General features: G+C 50.5%; 14 protein-coding genes. 6 read left to right on the forward strand and 8 right to left on the reverse strand.

Features of this window, described 5'->3' with window-relative positions; genetic code table 11:
* The first annotated feature begins 282 nt into the window (after positions 1-282).
* Positions 283-1,323 carry an LLM class flavin-dependent oxidoreductase gene (locus LZD49_RS27735; RefSeq protein ID WP_234671079.1) on the forward strand — a complete coding sequence of 347 codons (1,041 nt, stop codon included), beginning with the start codon at positions 283-285 and terminating at the stop codon, positions 1,321-1,323.
* Between the two features lie 113 nt (positions 1,324-1,436).
* Complete coding sequence (locus LZD49_RS27740; RefSeq protein ID WP_234671080.1) at positions 1,437-1,859, forward strand: SRPBCC family protein; 423 nt, start codon at positions 1,437-1,439, stop codon at positions 1,857-1,859.
* Between the two features lie 80 nt (positions 1,860-1,939).
* Here the strand turns inward: LZD49_RS27740 and LZD49_RS27745 are convergent, their stop codons facing one another.
* A complete protein-coding gene (locus tag LZD49_RS27745) occupies positions 1,940-2,512 on the reverse strand; it encodes a cupin domain-containing protein (RefSeq protein ID WP_234671081.1) in 573 nt (190 codons plus the stop codon).
* 232 nt (positions 2,513-2,744) lie between these two features.
* Here LZD49_RS27745 and LZD49_RS27750 point away from each other — a divergent pair, with 232 nt between their 5' ends.
* The 3 genes from LZD49_RS27750 (at position 2,745) to LZD49_RS27760 (ending at position 5,570) form a co-directional block, all read left to right on the forward strand.
* On the forward strand, positions 2,745-3,845 hold the full coding sequence (locus LZD49_RS27750) for a sensor histidine kinase (protein ID WP_234671082.1): 1,101 nt from the start codon (positions 2,745-2,747) through the stop codon (positions 3,843-3,845).
* Positions 3,842-4,615 (forward strand): LytTR family DNA-binding domain-containing protein, encoded by a 774-nt coding sequence (locus LZD49_RS27755; protein WP_234671083.1) that lies wholly within the window; start codon positions 3,842-3,844, stop codon positions 4,613-4,615. Before LZD49_RS27750 ends, LZD49_RS27755 begins: the two co-directional genes overlap by 4 nt.
* 130 nt (positions 4,616-4,745) lie before the next feature.
* Positions 4,746-5,570 carry an AraC family transcriptional regulator gene (locus tag LZD49_RS27760; RefSeq protein ID WP_234671085.1) on the forward strand — a complete coding sequence of 275 codons (825 nt, stop codon included), beginning with the start codon at positions 4,746-4,748 and terminating at the stop codon, positions 5,568-5,570.
* A gap of 2 nt (positions 5,571-5,572) precedes the next feature.
* On the opposite strand, the gene LZD49_RS27765 is transcribed toward LZD49_RS27760, so the two are convergent.
* Both LZD49_RS27765 and LZD49_RS27770 read right to left on the reverse strand, forming a co-directional pair.
* Complete coding sequence (locus LZD49_RS27765; RefSeq protein WP_234671087.1) at positions 5,573-6,373, reverse strand: AraC family transcriptional regulator; 801 nt, start codon at positions 6,371-6,373, stop codon at positions 5,573-5,575.
* 423 nt (positions 6,374-6,796) lie between these two features.
* Complete coding sequence (locus LZD49_RS27770; RefSeq protein ID WP_234671089.1) at positions 6,797-7,633, reverse strand: SDR family oxidoreductase; 837 nt, start codon at positions 7,631-7,633, stop codon at positions 6,797-6,799.
* 456 nt (positions 7,634-8,089) lie between these two features.
* On the opposite strand from LZD49_RS27770, the gene LZD49_RS27775 reads away from it, so the two are divergent.
* Positions 8,090-9,883, forward strand: a complete 1,794-nt coding sequence (locus LZD49_RS27775; protein WP_234671090.1) for a DUF885 family protein — start codon at positions 8,090-8,092, stop codon at positions 9,881-9,883.
* Between the two features lie 90 nt (positions 9,884-9,973).
* Here LZD49_RS27775 and LZD49_RS35600 read toward each other — a convergent pair whose 3' ends face one another.
* The 5 genes from LZD49_RS35600 to LZD49_RS27795 all read right to left on the reverse strand — a co-directional run bounded on the left by LZD49_RS35600 (position 9,974) and on the right by LZD49_RS27795 (position 19,797).
* On the reverse strand, positions 9,974-10,108 hold the full coding sequence (locus tag LZD49_RS35600) for a hypothetical protein (protein ID WP_255721239.1): 135 nt from the start codon (positions 10,106-10,108) through the stop codon (positions 9,974-9,976).
* Positions 10,109-10,119: 11 nt separating this feature from the next.
* Complete coding sequence (locus LZD49_RS27780) at positions 10,120-11,505, reverse strand: aminopeptidase P family protein (protein WP_234671093.1); 1,386 nt, start codon at positions 11,503-11,505, stop codon at positions 10,120-10,122.
* 105 nt (positions 11,506-11,610) lie between these two features.
* Positions 11,611-13,194 (reverse strand): RagB/SusD family nutrient uptake outer membrane protein, encoded by a 1,584-nt coding sequence (locus LZD49_RS27785; protein WP_234671094.1) that lies wholly within the window; start codon positions 13,192-13,194, stop codon positions 11,611-11,613.
* A gap of 21 nt (positions 13,195-13,215) precedes the next feature.
* Positions 13,216-16,215, reverse strand: a complete 3,000-nt coding sequence (locus LZD49_RS27790) for a TonB-dependent receptor (RefSeq protein ID WP_234671096.1) — start codon at positions 16,213-16,215, stop codon at positions 13,216-13,218.
* A 39-nt stretch (positions 16,216-16,254) separates the two neighbouring features.
* The gene (locus LZD49_RS27795) at positions 16,255-19,797 is read right to left on the reverse strand and encodes a PVC-type heme-binding CxxCH protein (RefSeq protein ID WP_234671098.1); all 3,543 of its coding nucleotides are present in this window, start codon (positions 19,795-19,797) and stop codon (positions 16,255-16,257) included.
* Between the last annotated feature and the right edge of the window lie 19 nt (positions 19,798-19,816).

Genomic DNA, 19,816 nt, shown 5'->3' on the forward strand with positions numbered 1-19,816 from the left:
TTTTGACGAAGTCATGGTCTATGGTCCATCGTCCATGGTCCAACTTGCATGTTGTTTTGACGAAGTCATGGTCTATGGTCCATCGTCCATGGTCCACAAGCATTCGGTCAACAACTCCCCCCAACAGCTATACTTTTGGATACTGGGATGACGGCCTTCTCGCGGAATCTATGTCGCATGTTGCTGGTTTGGTTATTGGGTGCATCATTTTGCCACGAATGGATAAATGTCTTTGTGCCAAAATAGAAATGCCCAAACTGAAATCAGCACTTAACAAGCATCATGGAAATAGGAATCAGTATGTTCGGGGACCTGGCTTTTAACAATGCCACCCGTTCTTTTCAATCACCGCAGGAGCGTTTGCAGGATATGTTGGAGGAAATCAAGCTGGCCGATGAGGTTGGGCTGGATGTATTCGGAATAGGGGAGCACCACCGCCCCGATTTCGCAGTGTCGACACCCGAGATCATCCTCGCCGCTGCTGCATCGGTCACTAAGAATATTAAACTAACAAGTTCAGTTACGGTGTTGAGCTCTGCCGATCCCGTTCGTGTTTATCAGAATTTCTCGACAGTCGACCTCATTTCCGGTGGCCGTGCGGAGATTACCGTAGGTCGCGGCAGCTTTATCGAGTCGTTTCCGCTGTTTGGTTATGATCTCAACGATTACAATGGTCTTTTTTCGGAAAAATTGGAATTGTTAAAGGAGATTAACGACAATGACGTGATCACCTGGAAAGGCAAGTTCCGCGCGACGCTCGACAGACAGGAAGTTTTACCACGTGCTGTCAATAACAAACTGAATATCTGGGTGGCAGTAGGCGGCACGCCGCAGTCGGTGGTACGCGCAGCAAGGCTCGGCTATCCGTTGATTATCGCGATCATCGGCGGTATGCCATCTCGGTTCAAACCGTTTTTTGAATTATATAAAACAGAATACCTGGAAGCAGGCCACGATCCCGCTACAATGCAGGTAGCTACGCATTCACACGGGCTCGTGGGAGCAGATGGGAAAGCATTGAGCGACTTGTATTTTCCATCGTATGCGGCACAAATGGACCGGGTAGGCCGCAGTCGCGGATGGGCATCTTACACCCGAGCGCAGTTCGAGGGCGGGCAGGGCCGTGAAGGGGCTTTATTTGTAGGAGAGCCTGATGCGGTGATCGATAAGATCCTTTACCATCAGGAGATGTTCGGCCTGACGCGCTTTCTGATGCATACGGATGTGGGCGCACCGGCGCACAAGGACCTGATGAAATCCATCGAGCTGCTCGGAACCCATGTGGCCCCTGCGGTAAAAAAGGCTCTGGCGGTAAAACAATGACAGTTTTAAGGCGGGTGTCGCAAACGCACCCGCTTTTTGTCGCAACAGGCATCGCTCCGTTTCCGAGAAACCCGGCAACTTTGTAACATCAATCAACCAATAAAAACAAAGAAATGGAAACGACAACACAACCTGTAACTGTTCAAGCGACTGTCAACACGCCGATCGAAGAAACCTGGAATAAATTCAATGCACCGGAGCACATTACCCAATGGTGCTTTGCCTCCGACGACTGGCATGCGCCTTTTTCTGAAAACGATGTGCGCGTAGGTGGAAACATTAAAACCACCATGGCCGCCAAAGACGGGAGTTTCAGCTTCGATTTCGGTGGTACTTATACTGAGGTGGAGGAAAACCGCTACCTGGCCTACACGCTCGGCGACGGCAGGAAGGTCACCGTGTTGTTCGAAAAAGAGGGCGATGCAACGAAAGTAACCGAAACGTTCGATCCTGAAAATATCCATCCTGTGGAGTTCCAGCAAGCCGGCTGGCAGGCAATTCTTGACAATTTCAAGAAATACGCGGAAGGAAAATAGGCAATCAGCATTTAAAAAGCGGCCGTCAACACGGAGTTCCAATCTTACGGGACCTGTGCAGACGGCCGCTTTTATTTACATTAAATACAATACTTTCTGATCATTTCGCGGTCATAGCCCTTCCGGCAAGCAATCCGGTAGAGGATTGGCATAAGTGGGTTGAGGATCGCTTTTTTACCAGCAAGCCGCATATCGCTGATCACCAGGACGACAGACGCCCGAAGAAGGCCATCCCAGGTTTTAACGTCGGCCAGGCCCTCGTTTTGAAGTCCGTAAAGCATTCGCAGCGAACGTTCAAATCCTTCATGTCCGGGTTCGATCACGACCCTGAAACGGATGGGTTGGCTGCCGGGGTTCGAGAAGTTGTGCGGCATACCGATCGGCACTGTATACTGTTCGCCGGGTTTCAGCAGCAGTTTGTTCGGACCAACCTGCACTCCCAGCGCACCTTCCAGTGGGATGAATGTCTCGGCAAAATTGAGGTGCTTATGAAGCTCGTTTCCTCCCCCTGGCGATAATAAAATCTCCATTTCCGACATCCGGTTCCCGCTTTCGGCGGCGGTGGTCAGGAAAATGACCGTGTACTCGGGATTTGAAATGACACGCTGAAGTGCCTTCTGTTCAATGAGTTCTGATTCGATAAAAGTTTCCATGGCTATTTTGAATGGTTTTAATTGACGATACAAAATAACCCGACTCGCTTCTGAAAAAAGCTGACATTTCACGACAGGAATATGATACTTTACGCCAAATGGACGACGCGTAATAATGCATCCGGAAGCAGATTGATAAGATATTAGTGCGAGACGCCGCCCGACTTGAAAAATAGTAGATCACACATAATGGTACTTTGTTTACTTTTGAGGTTCAGAATTTGGAAAGTAAATGCAATCCCCAATAACATCACGTCTTACCAGCCGTCAAAAATGGGAGCTTGGTCTGGGCCTTGCGGTCATATATGTGCCTATACGCATTTATATGAACGTTTTGCAGATCGATCTGCCCACATTTTGGCACCGGCTGCCACTGTGGACGATGGAGGTGTTGTTCAGCATTGCGTTTTTTATCCTCTGGATCAACGTGATCGAGTGGGTGCAATACTTTACTTCCCGTTTTTTAGGAGAGGATTTTCCGGAACGGTTCCGAGTGGTGAACCAGGCGCTTATGCTAGTCGTCGCGATTGCATTGGCGATGGTTTTCAACCATTGGTACCGCTATCTCTGGCATTGGATGGAGGCTGTTTTTGATAAAAGGAGCTTCGACGTGCTGCCGATCGTGCTCAACGATTCGCCGGTGCTCAAACAACGGGCTAATACCAGCATTACCGTGATGGCGCTCATGGCGGAGTATTATCTCGCTGCCAATAAGCGGGTGTACGAGCGTCTGCAAAGGGTGGTGATCAACGAAGAGCGCTTGCAGAAGGAGAATGCTACGGCGAATTTCAATGCATTGAAAAACCAGGTAAGCCCCCATTTTCTCTTCAATAATTTCAGCGTGCTAACCTCACTTGTGGAGACCAACCAGGAGCTTTCGGTGAAGTTCATCAACCAGCTTTCGAAGGCTTACCGCTATATTCTTGAAAAGTCGGTGCACGATTCCATCAAGCTGGCTACGGAGGTGGAGTTCCTCGAAACCTACATGTTCCTGTTGATGATCCGGTTTGAAAACAAACTAAACCTTGATATTCACATTTCCTGCCAGGAAAAGGAAAAATATTCGATTGTGCCGCTTACGTTGCAGCTACTCGTGGAGAATGCCGTGAAACATAATCGTATGTCGACCAGCAATCCGTTGGTTATTAAAATTGGGGTTGATGGCGATTATCTGGTGATCAGCAATCCGTTGCAAGTCCGCGAGTTACCCGAATCTTCTACCCGCCTGGGTCTTCAGAACATTGTAAACCGTTACAAGTTGCTGATCGATAAGCCTGTGATGGTCGATAAGACCGATGGCTGTTTTACCGTTAAAGTGCCGCTGCTTTCATGAATGTGCTGATTATCGAAGACGAGTCGCTCAGTGCCAACCGTCTTGAAAGCCTTGTTGGTAAGTATGATCCCAAAATTAACGTCATGGGCAAACTGTCGTCAGTCCGGGAAAGCATCCAGTGGCTGAGCGACAATAACAATAGCCTTCCCGACCTGATTTTCATGGACCTTCATCTCGAAGACGACCTCGCATTCAAGATCATCGAAGAACTGAAACTAACCATTCCCATTATTTTTACCACCGCTTACAGCGAATATACGCTTAAAGCATTCAAGGCGAACAGCGTGGATTATCTGCTCAAACCGGTGGACAAGGTCGAATTGGCGGCGGCGATCGACAAGTTTGTCGCGTTGCATGCGAAAGCGGCAGTGGCTCCCGTCCCCGACTTCGCGGCGTTAATGGCCATGTATCAGCCAGTAGGAGAGGAGGGTTACAAAGAGCGCTTCCTTGCCTCGGCAGGACCCAAATTATTCAGCATCCGCACGAGCGAAATTGCCTATTTCACCATCGAACAAAAGGCCACCTTCCTGCGGACTTTTGACGGACAGCACCTCGCTATGGATTACAGCCTGGATAAATTGGCGCAAATGCTCGATCCAAAGGAGTTTTTCCGGATCAATCGCTCGCTTATCATCGCATTAAACAGCATACGCTCGATTTACACGGTATCAGCCGGGCGTTTGAAGCTCGAACTCACACCAGCGGCGTCACAGGAAGTATTTGTTAGCGGTGACAGGATGGCTGATTTCAAGCAATGGCTTGGAAAATAATTTTCTTTCTTCCTCCAAAACCGGGCATTCGGTATTCTAAATCCGGCATTAGCCACCTTTAATTTTCAGGTTTCACCATTGGTAAACATCTTTGGTTACTGACGGTGTTTTCACTGAAACCGACAGTAAGTTGACCATAAACCTAAACCCCGTTTCGCAGGCGCCACAACGACGGCTGTGGAAACTGGTGACTATTCCTAAACCCTTCTTCAACGTGATGAAAGAATTCAATATCGATCAAACCCTAAATCTGGTAAGCTGCGAAGCCCGTGAGCTTGAACAGTCATCCCGCTACGACGGCTTGTTTGGTATTGCATTTGTCACCGAGGGGGAGGGTGTTTTATCCTTTGACGACAGCTCGTGGCATTACGACGAGCACGCGATCTTTCTCCTTTCCCCCGGCCATCATTTCCAATTCAAGTCCTTTTACAGGACCAACTTGCTTACTATCTTCTTCGATCCGTTCCGCATAGCCGGGGCGGCGGATCCTCTCAATGGCTTCGCAGGCATGTTCCGGGCCGTGCGCGATTTGTTTTCTGTACCTGATTTCCTCCGGCAGAAGGAGCTGCGTAGCGAAATTGACCGCCATGCCGTGACACACCTGGTGCGATTGATTGAAAGCGAGCTGAACCAATTGCAGGAAAGCAGCCGCGATCTTGTGACCAATTCGGCTGCACTACTGGTAAGCCTGGTGAAGCGTAATTTTTCGGGTCGAAAGCATATGGAGACTGAATTGCCATACAATCCTGAAACCGAGCGTGTTCTGGCAGAGGTAAGGAAGATGGTGCGCCAGAATGAGCCTTTGACCATCCAGGAAATAGCCGCGGCGATGAATATGTCGCAGTACAATCTAAACAAAATGGTGATCAAAGGGACGGGCGAAACGTTGAAAGCGATTATTTCGCGTTACCGGACTGAAAACGGGAAAGCCAGACAGCTGGATTTGCAGGAATAGCGTCAGGCCTGAACTTTACGGAACTGATTTGGCGATGAGCCGAACATTTTTTTGAAAGCAAAGGAGAAGTGTGATAAATCCTCAAAACCTACTTCGAGATACACTTCGGATGGCATCCGGCCCAGCGTTTCTATTTGAAAGCGCGCTTCTGTCAACCTTTTTTCCATCAGCCATTTTCCCGGCGATGTGTTAAAAACTTTTTTGAAATCTTCCTTAAAGATCGTCAGGCTGCGTCCCGATAGATAACTGAACCGTTGGAGGTTCACATTGAAGCGGAAATTACGGTTCATGAAATCTTCAAGGTCGATCTTGCCGGGATCGCTGAAGTCAAAAAGAATATTCTTTAATGCGGGATTGGTTTTGAGTAGCAAAAGAACCAGCTCTTTGGTTTTTAAGACCATGAAATCACTCTTTTCCTCGCCATCGAGTTGCATGTAGGGACGCATCGATTGCACATAACTTTCCAGCATGGGATGGTGGTTGAGTTGAATAATCGCATTATCCTCCGTGCATTCAACCGTTTCGGCAGTATGCCCGTATTCTTGGGAGAAAACCCGCAAAAATTCCTGGGAGATAAAAACCGACACTGATTTGAATGGTTTCCCGTCGAGCTCGCCTTTATGATACCGCGCCAGATGGTTGCGCGTCACAAAGCAGTAGTCGCCCGCCCGCAACTCGTACATGCTGTTTCCATAGAAAACATTCATAAAGCCCGTTTCGAGGTAAACAAAAATGTGGTCCGGAATGAACTGCTCATTCGAAATCGTCGGCTCGAAATGGCAGGGGTAGCGTGAGGTTTCCATGGTGCTAATATAGGGGATGTTTGGTGTTTTTTGACCGCCGGCCGCCGACCGCCGACTGCCGACCGCTGACCGCCGACCGCCGACTGCTGACCGCCGACTGCTGACCGCCGACCGCTGATGCGGTATGGAGACGGTGGGGTGGAGACCATGGACGACAGACCGCGGACGATGGTTTTACTGTCATGTTGAACTGTTAATGCGGGGGCCGCACCAGCGGTCGGCAGTCGGCGGTCAGGAAACCCCATGGTCCATCGTCCATGGTCTCCCCACGCTGACCGCTGACCGCCGATGCGGTATGGAGACGGTGGGGTGGAGACCATGGACGATAGACCGCGGACGATGGTTTTACTGTCATGTTGAACTGTTGATGCCGGAGCCGCACTAGCGGTCAGCGGTCAGCGGTCATCCGCCGGCGGTCATCCATCACTCCGCCCCCATAAACGGCAAATACGCCTCCCTGACCGACTCAATGTACTCCTGATCCGGAAGATTTAGCCGGTTGTTTACCCGCCGTTTGAAATCCTCATTTCCGATCAGGTAACGAAGCGTATGGGTCCCATCGGTTGCGGCTTCGTAGATCACTTCGGCGACTTCTTCGGCAGTGGCGAGTTGCATACCTTTCAGATTGTCAAACATTTTGAAAGCCGCGCCAAGGAATTCGTCGTACTCGGGCAGCGGTTTGGCAGAGAATTTTTCCTCGCTGGTTTTGATGAAATTGGTGGTAGTACCGCCCGGTTCCACGATCTTCACTGTAATATTCAACGCAGACAGCTCGAATGAAAGCGCCTCGGAAAAGCCTTCCAAAGCGAATTTGGAAGCATTATAAAGCGAGATGAGCGGTAATGTAAACCGGCCCGCACCCGAACTGATGTTAATGATCATACCCGTTTTTCGTTCCCGGAAATGTGGCAGGATCGCCCGGATTGTATTCATGACACCAAATACATTCACATCGAACTGCGCATGAACCTGCTCTGGTGTAATGGCTTCGAAAACACCGTACTGCCCATAACCGGCATTGTTCACCACCGCATCGATAGCACCAAACCGCTCGATGCCCGCCGCAATGGCCGATTCGATGGTTTCCGGTGATTGTACATCCAGCTTGGTAACCAGGATATTATCGCGGCCTGTGAGTTCAGTTTCCCTTTCGGGGCTACGCATGGTAGCAACCACATTCCATCCATTGGCAGCGAAGTGCCGCGCAGCCGCTTTCCCGATCCCGGAAGAAGCGCCTGTAATCAAAATTGTCTTATTCATAATTGGGTTGTTGACGTTTAACAATACAAATTTCGCTAATTGAGCGACCGTCGACTTTGTTGTGGAGTCGGGATTGCTTTGTTTTGGGGCTGGGGGGGAGGACCGCTGACCGCTGACTGCTGACCGCCGACCGCTGACCGCCGAGGCTGACCATGGACGATGGACGATGGACCATAGCTGCCGTAGGCAACGGTTCATCTTCACAGCAATAAAAAATGGTCTATGGTCTATCGTCCATGGTCGGCAGTACAAGCACGTCGGCAACGGTTCATCGTCATCAGTGATAAGGAATGGTCCATCGTCTATCGTCCATCGTCACACATCCGTCGGCGGTCCGGCCGTTAGCTGCGCACCCCTACCTGCTAAAATCAGTCAATAAATGATTAAAACCTGCCTCGTTTCTGCCGGGATTTTCGGGTAATTTTGGTAAAATCCATTTTTATATTCCTGAATCCTATGACGCATATGTACGTAACGCGCACGCGTTGGGCACTTTTCTTATTTTTTTGTTTAGCGGCTTTCGGAGTGAAGAGCCAGGGTACCAAATCGAAGTTTAACTTATATGAACAGACGAGCGAGGTGGCCGGGCTGGTTGTTCAGTATGCGCAGGATATTCACGCAGTAGACTATTTTTACGGACCTATGCCTACCGGCGGACGTGGAAGACAGGGTTCGGGGCCTGCATTGAACTCCCCCGAGCAACGGAAGCGCCTGCGTGAGGTAGACCAAGATTATATAAGCAAACTTGCGAAGACCGATTTCAATGCGATGAGCATTTATGGCAAAGTGGATTACCTGCTGCTGAAACGGAATATCGATGACCATTTGCGCGCATTGAGCCAGGAAGAAAAGGAATATGCGCAGATTGAGAAATACATTCCATTTGCCCCTGCTATTTATGAGCTCGAAAAAGGGCGCAGGCGTGGTGCTACCGTCGATGGACAAGCGGTGGCTGGAAAATTGAATGATCTGCAAAAGGAATTGAAAAAGGCAGAAGAATCGTTCAAAAAGGTGGAATCGATCGATATGTCGCTGTCGCGCATGGGTGTGGAAGCAGTGAATGGCCTGGAAGCGCGGTTGAAAAGTATGTATGAATTTTACAATGGTTACGACCCGATGTTCAACTGGTGGGTGCCGAAGCCTTACAAAACACTGGACAGTACATTGCTGGCCTATTCGAAGCTCATCCGCAGCAAAGGAAAATTGAATACGACACAGAAGGAGGATGCCAGCGGGATCCGGGGCGTGCCCATTGGAAGGGAGGAATTGATCCGTCAGTTAGGTACTGAAATGATCAGCTACACGCCAGATGAATTGATCGAACTGGCAAATAAGGAATTCGCCTGGTGTGATAAGGAACTCCTGAAAGCTTCGGCGGAAATGGGTTTTGGTAACGATTGGAAAAAGGCGCAGGAAAAGGTGAAAAACAGCTATGTGCCAGCCGGCACCCAGCCCGAACTGATCCTGAAACTTTATAATGATGCGAAGGAGTTTATTCTCAAAAATAACCTGATAGATTACCCCGAAATAGCTGACGAGACTTGGGGAATGCAGATGATGACGCCTGAAAGACAACTCGTTAATCCATTCTTTCTCGGCGGTAGGGATATTATCATTTCGTACCCGACCAATACGATGGCGCATGAGGACAAGCTCATGAGCATGCGCGGTAACAACCCCTACTTCTCGCGCTCTACGGTACACCATGAACTGGTACCCGGCCACCATTTGCAATACTATATGAGCAGTCGTTACAAATCCTATCGCAGTGACTTCCGCACGCCATTCTGGACGGAGGGCTGGGCATTGTATTGGGAGCTTCTGCTGTACGATAAGGGCTTTGCCAAGACGCCGGAGGAGCGGATCGGGATGCTGTTCTGGCGCATGCATCGCTGCGCACGTATCATTTTCTCGTTAAACTATCACCTGGGAAAATGGACGCCCCAGGAATGCATTGATTTCCTGGTGGATCGCGTCGGACATGAACGTGCGAATGCGGAAGGGGAGGTAAGGCGTTCATTTGAAGGAAGTTATAGTCCATTGTATCAGGTTGCTTATCTGATTGGTGGTTTACAATTATTTAGCCTCAAAAAGGAGTTGGTGGACAGTGGTAAAATGACTTTCAAGCAATACCACGATGCGGTCATGAAGGAAAACAATATGCCGATCGAGATGGTAAGGGCCACGCTCATCAACCAGCCTCTGAAAGCAGATTTTAAGACGCAATGGAAATTCTATCAGTTTAAATAACCCTTACATTTGAAGGCTAATAGCAAGGACAGCGTCCGGCTGAAAATACCGGATCGGCAGCCAGGTTATTACCAATTGATGGATCACGCTTCACATATCGACAAGCTTCCTGATTTTACCTTCCGGCCCCATGCTTGCGAACTTGTAAACGAAGCGATTTGTGCCCGTCGTGTAACGATATTTCGGCTGTTTCAATGTTTGCAGGCTGAGGAGTTCTGCCTGCAAACATATACTATTTATCCCCTCAGCCCCTCCACCTCCGCCACACTTTTCACTAGCCCCTTCCCAAGTACCCTATTCCCATTCTCAGTGATTAAAAGGTTGTCCTCAATGCGGATGCCCGTGAAATCGCGAAACAGTTCCAGCTTATCGTAGTCGATGAATTGCGAGAGTTTATTTTCGGCTTTCCAGCGGTCGATGAGAGTGGGGATGAGATAAAGGCCGGGTTCTACGGTGAGAACGAAACCGGGTTCGAGGGCGCGGCCGAGGCGGAGTGATTTCCAGCCGAATGCGGTCCCTTTTTGGAGATCGTCGGTGTAGCCGACATATTGTTCACCCAGGTTTTCCATGTCGTGAACGTCCATGCCCATCATGTGGCCGAGGCCGCATTGAAAGAACAATGTGTGTACGTCGTGCTCAACAGCTTCGGCAGGGTCGCCTTTGACAACGCCCATTTGTTTCATGCCTTCCACAAGTTTGGTACAAGCCAGTTTGTGCACATCTTTGAACAAAACACCCGGTTTACATGCTGCAATGGCCGCTTCCTGCGAGTTGAGTACGATTTCGTACATTTCTCTTTGATGGGTCGTGAATGTTTTGCCGACGGGTATGGTACGCGTCAAATCGCCGCAGTAGCGCATCGCGGTTTCGGCACCGGCGTCGCAAAGTGCCATCTGCCCTTCCCGGATGGCGAGGTCACGGGCGTGGGTGTGCAGGATTTCGCCGTTGACGGTCAGGATAATGGGATAAGAGATATCTCCGCCTTGTGCGATGGCGATACTCTGCAAATTTCCCGCGATTTCCTTTTCAGTCATGCCCGCACGGGTGGTACGCATGAACGCAAGATGCATATCGATGGACGTATCCACGGCCTTTTCGATTTCGGCCACTTCTTCCTCCGTTTTGTAAGACCGCATGGAAACTACCGCCTTAATGAGGCTTACAGAGCTTTTTTGCTCTGCTTCGGCTGGATTGATGCGCAGCCATTCCTGTAATTTCAGGTAATGCTCGCCGCGGTAGGGAGGTAGGAAATGAATGGTCTGCTGGCGGGATAATGCGTCTTTCAGAAAGCCAGCAATCGCGGAAGCGGGTTTTACTTCGGTAACACCCACTTTTCCTGCTTTTTCGGTAAGGGCCTCCTTCGGGCCGGTCCAGACGATGTCGTCGATGGTCAGCTCGTCGCCGAAGATGATTTCGCGATCGTTATCAATGTCGATCACAGCGGTCAGCGAAGCCTGGTCAATGCCGAAATAATATAGAAATGTGCTGTCCTGGCGGAATGAATATACGTTATCGCGGTAGTTCATGCCGCTTTCTTCGTTGCCAAGCAGAAGAACGAGGCCGCTGCCGAGTTTTGATTGAAGTGTCTGCCTGCGGTTTAAGTATGTCGATTTAGAAAACATGGGATAAAGACGGTTTTGGGATAAAACAAAAAATTTGCCCACCGAAGCAAATATACTTCGTCCGGTGAGCAAATAGGAACTACCTAACCCAAATTAATACATGTATCAGTAACCCAGGTTCTGTTTCAGATTAGGGTTTTTATCGATTTCATTCTGCGGGATCGGGAACAGGGCGCGCTGGGCAGCTTGCGGACGGTGGTTGAACCATTTTTTGGTTTCATATATCCCAAAACGGATCAGGTCCTGACGGCGGTGCGCTTCGGCCGCGAACTCCCAACCCAGCTCATCGAGGAAACGCCCGAACTGGACGTCGTCACCACCCTGCCGTTCGGTAATGGTTCCATCGGTGGCCTGGTAGCCATAATTGTACTTGCTGCCTTTGGCCAGATCTGCTGCCGTGACAGTGGCTTTGGCAGGATTGCCTTTGAATGCACGCTGCCGCACCTGCGTTACCAGTTCAGCGGCTTCGGCTGCCTTCCCGGTTCTCAGCAATGCTTCGGCTTTGATCATCAGCACATCCGCGTAGCGCAGAAATGGGAAGTCGTTGTCGAGACTGCCGGTGGCGTTCGGTTTGATCTTATATTTACCAATGCGATAGCCGTCGGTAGAAGCCGTTTTCTCCATTCCCGGAACGGATTTGCTGTATGTGATCACCACAGCTCCGGTGGCCGCACTTTTTTGCGGTCCCATGATCCAGGTGTCGGCCAGGCGACTGTCTTCGGCATCGTAGGTGTCGATAAACTGTGGCACGGCGCAGTTTCCACCCCACGGACCAGCATTCATCGGGTATACCGAACGGCTCAGCGGGTCGAGGGTTTTCATGTGAATCTGGTTGCCGGTTCCATAGATTTCGTCATAAGGAATCGCAAAAATGATCTCTTTGGAATTGAAGTTAGTCCAGGTGAAAACATCCGAGTAGTTGGCGTCCAGTACATATTTGCCGCTTTTGATCACATCGTCGGCCTCCTGGATCGCCTTCGCCCATTGGGGAGTGCCGGTATATACCTGGGCATTGAGGTAAATTTTGGCAAGCAAGGTTTTGGCACCCCATTTGTTCATCTGGCCATAGGTAGTGGTTGCGTTCTCGCTCAGGTTTGGAAGCGATTCGGTCAATTCTTTTACCACAAAATCATAAACTTCCTTACGCGTGCTTTGCTTGGGTAGAGTAACATCCTTAAAATCAGTCACAATGGGCACATTTCCGTGATTGTCCATTAAGAGATAATAGGCAAAGGCGCGTACGGCACGGAGCTCTGCGATGGTTGCTTCCTTGCCATTCGTAATGGGCAGATCGCCTTCGGCTATTTGCGATAGTACACGGTTTGCGGTGGTAATGCTCCGGAATGAGCTTTGCCAGGCGTTTTCGGGTTGCCATTGCAACGCTGTCCAGGCGTGCTGGTGCATGCGGCGGTAGGTGCCACCATCGTCCCAGCCATTCGGGCGTACAGGCGTGATGATAGCATCGGCGGCTTCTTCCTGCAAATCGAAATAGCCTTGCCAGCCCAGCATCAGCGAGCGCAACGATGAATAAACAGGCGCTACAATGGCAGGCAGGTCTTTTTCAGTAGGCTGGTAGCTGCTGCCGAGTACTTCGGAGTACACTTCTTCATTGAGGTCCGTGCAGGAGTAAAGCGGCGCTCCGGTCAATAATGCAGCGAGGACCGCGTATTTTATATTTCTATTTTTCATTGTTCCAAAAGAATTGAATGGTCAGAATGTTACGCTCAGGCCGGCAGTGAATGTCCGGGTAGTCGGGTACTTGTCGCGGTAGTCGCTGCCCGGTGAAAAGCCGGTGAATGTCACACCTTCGGGATCAATACCCGTATAGCCGGTAATGGTCGCGAGGTTAAGCCCAGATACGAAAATGCGGGCGTTTTTAAGACCTTTGATCGTATTGGCAGGCAGCGTATAGCCCAGCGTCACGTTATCGATTTTCCAATAATCGCCTTTTTCGATATAGTGTGAAACATATACGAGGTCGGAGTTGAGCACCTTGCCGTCGATCGGGTCATAGGCGGTTTTGAGCATATTGTAAGCCTTGTTGCGCGGGTTGTTGTAGAACATGCTTTGGAAATTCAGGATGTCGAACCCGAATGCGCCACGCATGTTTACAGCGAGGTCGAACTGCTTGTAGCGGACGTTGTTGTTCCAGCCCACGATGTGCTTTGGAATGCCATTACCATAGTACTGGCGGTCGCCCGGAGTAGCGTCGGCAATAGGGATCACCTCACCATCTTTGTTTTCCACAAGCCAGGCGCCTTTATCATCCACGCCTACGCTTTTCCATACAAAGAAACGGCCGATAGGCTCTCCCACTTTCACGCGGTGGGTACTCACCTGGATCGGCTCGCCGGTATATCCTGCGTCGAAGAAGTCGTTGGCGGCCTGGAATTGGTCATTCGAAAGGCTTACGAGCTTGTTTTTGTTGGTAGAGTAGGTAAATCCGGTGTTCCACTGGAAATCGCCTGTTTGAATAGGCACGATATTCACCAATACTTCAACGCCTTTGTTTTCCATTACCCCGGCATTGATAAACATGCTGCCCGTTAGATACGGCGGAACAGGTACCGGGAAATTGTAGAGCAGATCTTTCACCTTGCGGCTGTAAAAATCGATCGAACCATTAATGCGGTTTTTCATGAAACCGAAATCGACCCCGGCATTGTATTCTTCTTTCTTCTCCCAACGCAAATCGGGGTTGAAGTTACGTGCAGGAACGAAGCCTGGTACCCATTTGCCGTTGATGAATGCCCCTTGTCCGCGATCGAAATTGTAGCTGATCTGAGACATGTACGGGTTGTTCGCGATGGTACCCGTCACCCCGATACCCGCACGGAGTTTGATATCGGAAGCCGCACCAAAGCCGCCCATAAAGTTCTCTTTGCTGATCCGCCAGCCAATGGAGGCCGCGGGGAAAGTACCCCATTGGTTGTTCACACCGAAGCGGGAAGATCCTTCGCGGCGTACGCTGGCCATGAAAAGGTATTTTTCGTCGAGGCTGTAAGTCAAACGGCCAAAGAAACCTGCGAGTTGCCATTTGTTTTTCGAACTGCTCATACCGGCCTGCCCTCTTTGCAATGCGCCGCCCGCACCGAGGTTGTTCCAATCGTAAGTGTCGGTTGGAAAATCCCAGTTATTTGCGGCAAAGGTTTCGTAAGTCGCATCCTGCCAGCTATAACCTCCAAGCACCGAGAAACGGTGTTTACCGATGGTTTTCGAATAATTTCCGGTTAATTCCAAAAGGTTTTCATTGTTGGCATAGGTGTTGCGGAAAGCGGTCGCATTCTGGTTGCCAAGTCGGGTACTGGTGTGGTTAAATGTGGTTGAACCGCCTTCCAGGTTGCTGTTTTGTACATTTGAAACCAGCAACTTGAAATTCAGATCGTCGATCGGTGCGTAGTCGAGGCTACCGGCCATCCGCATTTCTTTGAACGAACTTTCGAAATTGGATTCATTCAGTAGCGAAACGGGGTTTTCGTAGAAATAGCCGTCGCGTTCCTGCCATTTGCCATTATCGTCTTTCACGCGATCGGTGGGGTTGCGGATAATAGCCTGGCGGTAGGCATATCCGTAAGCGGCATCGTCGTTGGCCGGGCTTACCGCGCCATTCGAGCGGGTAATGCGGTTGATGAGTTGAAGATTGGTTTTCAGTTTGTTGTTGAACATGGAATGGTTCAAATCCGCACGACCGGTGAAACGGTTCTGTCCGGACCTTAGAAATATCCCTTCCCAATTCCGGTAGTTCACCGAGCCGGTAAAGTTGGTCGTGCTGTTACCTCCAAAAAACGTCAGATTATGGTTGTGGCTTACCGGCTTTTGCATGATCTCGGAAAGCCAGTCGGTATTGCCGCCGTGGTCTGTATAATCAATGCCTTCCTTGATTTTCTGACGGTAATCATCGCCGGTCAGCAGTTCGGGACGGCGGGCGATGGACTGGATGTTGACATAATTGGAATACTCGATCGTCGAACGGGCATTGCCGCGGTTTTTACGCGTCGTGATCAGGATCACCCCTCCGGTAGCGCGGGTACCATAAATCGCCGCAGCCGAACCGTCCTTCAATACATCCACCGACTCGATATCTTCCGGTGCGACGGTATTCAGGCCGCCGGGGATACCGTCGATCAGGATCAGCGGGTTGGAGGCACCTTCAATGGAGTTGACACCCCTGAGGTTGATCTGCGTGTTGGAGGTAGGAGAGCCGCTGGGTGTCGTAATACGCAAACCAGCTACTTTTCCCTGAACAAGCTGCGCCGCATCACGCACCGTTCCCTGGACGAAATCCTCGCGCTTGATACTCGCCACAGAGCTGGTAATGTCGCCTTTTTTTTGCGTACCATACCCGATCACCACCACCTCCTGCAATTGTTTCTGGTCGGGGGCCAGTTCTACATTCACTTCGCTCTGGTTGCCCACGGCTACTTCCTGGCTCACATATCCGATGTAGCTCAGGATTAATGTAGCCCCCTCTGGCACTTCCAGCTTGAATTTTCCTTCGGTATCAGTCGCTGTACCAACGGTATTTTTACCCTTCACAATAATGGTCACGCCGGGCAGCGGGTTCTTGTCCTCGGTGGACACCACTTTGCCGGAAATCTGTCGGTCGGCAGCGAATGCCAGGGCATTTTCGGTCAGGAAACAGGCGACCGCCGCCGCGAGGAAGCAAAAGCGGTGCAGTTCCCGGATCAGGCGGGATAATGGTCTTTTCATATCAATTGGAGTTAGATGGTTAAACTTATTTGAGGGTACTCATTGCACTTTCATAATACCGTTCATGATCCGCCAATGGCCGGGCACGGTGCATAGGAACGGGTAGTCACCGGGCTTTTCGGGCGCGATGAACACCAGCGTCGCATTGCCTTCGGGACTGACAAGTTCCGTTGCATGCAGTACTTCGGACATTTTAGGCACGTAGTTCATCGCGATCGCATTGGCTTCGCGCGCCAGCAGGTCGGCCGCATTGCCGACTTTTTCCAATGTTCCGGGTTTGATAATGAGCAAATTGTGCTGCATAAAATCCGGATTGGTAAACTGGACCGTCACTTTCTGGCCAGGCTTCACGGTAAATGTTTTCTGGTCAAATTTCATTTCATGCTCTATCACTTTGAGCTTCACTGTTACCGGCGTGCCTTTGCCTTTCATTACTTCCACAGGTGCCTCAGGGTTTACAGCGACCTTTTTAGGTGCCTGATCATGAATGACCTGGTTCAGTTGCAGCGTGCTTTTAATGTCCAGCCAGCCTTTCAATCTGGCATTATCACCATATTCGCCCACCTGGTTGCCGTCACGCAAGTCGCGGCCCAGCCGGATATCGTCCGGGTTAAATGGATGGTGAAAAAGGCCTGTTGCCTGGCCTGCTACGGGAGTTTCATCCTCAATCGCCAGCGTCATTTTGCCGCCTTCCGACAGGGTTGCATAAGCCGTAAAGCGCTCGTCGGGCAGTTTGCGGGTGGATGTTACCTGATACGATTTACCATCCTGCCGCACAAGCCAATGCAATTTGCCATCCTGCATGTACAGGCTGTAACCATTCTGTCGGTTGCCCTGGGATGCTACCACACCCGAAAGGTCTTCCTGCGCTTTTGTAATGATAGCTTTAATCCTGAGTTCTTTGTGCGAAACATCCGGAGGGTAGATCGGTGGCGACCAAAGATTGAGCATATAAGTTTCCTCAATCAACCCGCGTTCGATGCGTGCCGTTAATGTCGAGTCTTTCAGTTTCGCGGCGGTCGCTTTGAAACCGGCCTCGTGTTTGATCACGCCAGTGAAAATGGCTTGTGCAAGGTATTCGTCGGCTGCATTCTGGGAATCCTGCCCTGCCAGGTAGAGCATTCTTCCAATTTCCTCGGAAGCTGGCAGGTCGGTCAATGCCTGGATGGTCGCGAGCCTGACTTTCAGATCTGGGTCATTCAATGAATTTGTCCATTTCAATGCGGAGAGCGTCTTGTCGTTCCGAGGAAGCAGTTTTACGGCTGTTTTCCGCACGCCTGCCGCCGGGTGGCGAATAGCGCGTACCAGTGTGTGATAGGCCTCTTCGTTCGAGCCATTCAGTGCGTCGAGTCCATCCAATGTCCATAATGCATGTACTGCGGGGCTGTTCAATCCGATCTCGTCCACGGATTGATCATTCATCAATTTGATGAGCTCGGGAATCACCGAAGTGTTTTTCGATTCCACGATCAGCCGCTGCGCCGTGGTGCGCCAGAACATGTTATCGTTTTTCAAACCTGCCACCAGACTGGCTGCGTCGTTTTTATCAAGTTTTGGATAGGAAGGGTTTGTAGCGTTTTTCCAAACGACCCTATATATACGTCCGTGCTGGTTGTCTCGCAATGGATTGATATAAGCATTCCCCTTCCCATTCTCGAAACCGCGCGGGGTAGGATTGTGCTGGATGATGAAGCTGTACCAGTCCGCAACCCAAACAGCGCCGTCGGGACCTACTTCCGCATGCACAGGCGAGAACCATTCATCCGCGCTGGCGAGGAGGTTGAACCCATTCTTTTCCTTGAAACCTGCCCCTTTTGGTTTCAGTAAAGCCTGGTAGAGCAGCCGGCCGGTTGGTTCGCAGACGAACGCTGTCGAGTTCCAGTAAGATTTAGGAAAATTACGGGCGGTATAAAGGTTATGACCCGCAGCAGCAGTAAATCCGCCGTGAAAGTCCACCTGGCGCAATGCAGGTGTTAAATAGTTCATTTCGTAATGCGAATCCAGTTTGTAAACCGTATTGCCGGAGCCGTCCGCCACGGAACGCTTCACGTATTCGAGTGGCATGGCGAAATGCCCGCTGTAATTGCCGTTCGCTGTTGATATAAACACTTCGAAATCCTCCGAAAAACCCAAACCCCAGGTATTATTGGAAGTGCGGCCAATGTATTCCAGGTTTTTGCCATCGTTGTCAAACCGGTAAATACCCTGACTGAAATTCAGCTGCTTGCCTGTATTCGTGCCGCGGAAACCTGCATAGCCCAGCACACCCCAGATCTTGTTGTCCAAGCCATACTTCAAATTCGAAGGCCCGGCGTGCGTATCGCTTTTACCCCAACCGGAGATAATATTCTCGCGGATATCGGCCTTGTCGTCTCCGTTGGAGTCTTTCAGGAAAATGAAATGTGGTGCCTGAGCCACGATTATGCCACCATTGGCAAACACTATACTGGTCGGGATGTTGAGGTTATCCGCGAAAACTGTGAATTTATCGGCCTTGCCATCTCCATCGGTGTCCTCGCAAATCTTGATACGGTCCTTACCAATGCCGTCCTGATCGCGGACTTCGTTGGGGTAATCCTGGGTTTCGGCTACAAAAAGGCGTCCGCGCTCGTCCCAGGCCATGGCGATCGGCTTGGTAATATCGGGCTCCGATGCGAATAATTTCAGTTCAAAATCAACCGGTACCTGCGTCAGTTTCTGCGATTCGGCAGGGGATAATGGCTGCTGGAATTTCGGTGCGGGATCCCGTTTTTCGTAGTTGGGCACATCGGCGTCAGTGAATGTTGGTTTAGGCAAATTGAGTTTCGCCAAACGCGCTTTTGCATCGTCATCAACAGCCCACATAATGCCGTTGGCAACCAGTTCCTGAAATGCTGCCTGCTTCCAGGTGCGCTCGTCGTGCCCGTAAGCAGTGTAAAATACGCGACCCTTACCCTGCATCCGCACCCACGTCCACGGCTCGTGGTGATCGCCTTCCACACGCTCTTGCAGTACGGTAATGTCGGGATTGAGCTTGGAATGCACATAGGTTTCATCCCAGGTTTCAAAAGTTTTCCAGCCCTGCATCACCGGGTGGTCGGCCTTCACGACCGGCGCGGTAAATGTGCCATACTTATGCGACAAAAACTGACCGCCTACCGCTTTGATGTACCAATCCGAATTCTGAAAACAGAATGATGCCGCATGCAATGGAATAAGCGCTTTTCCACCTTCCACGAATGTCTTCAACGCAGTTTCCTGCGCAGGCGTGATCGTGTTATGGTTAGCATAAATCACCACGCCGTCATAGCGGCTGAGGTTTTCCGTGTTCAATGCATTGGGGTCGGAAGTGTAGGTCAGGTTAATGCCTCTTTGGAACAATGGTAGCGAGAGCATCGGGAAGTATTTCTCCGAGTAATGGTGTTTGCTGTCGTGCCCAAGGAAAAGGAGTTCGATGCGGTGGCCGTCGCCACGGCGGCCGTCGCTACGGCGGCCGTCGGTGCTTTCGGCGGATGCCGTCGGTGTTTTTAGGGCGACCTTTTTTCGTGCGCAACCCACGAAAAGCATTTGAAGAACGGCCAGTATGAGTAGTGTTTTTTTCATAGAATTTAAAGCTAAGGGC

Origin of the sequence: Dyadobacter sp. CY261 (assembly GCF_021440085.1) — a bacterium.
Lineage (GTDB): Bacteria > Bacteroidota > Bacteroidia > Cytophagales > Spirosomataceae > Dyadobacter.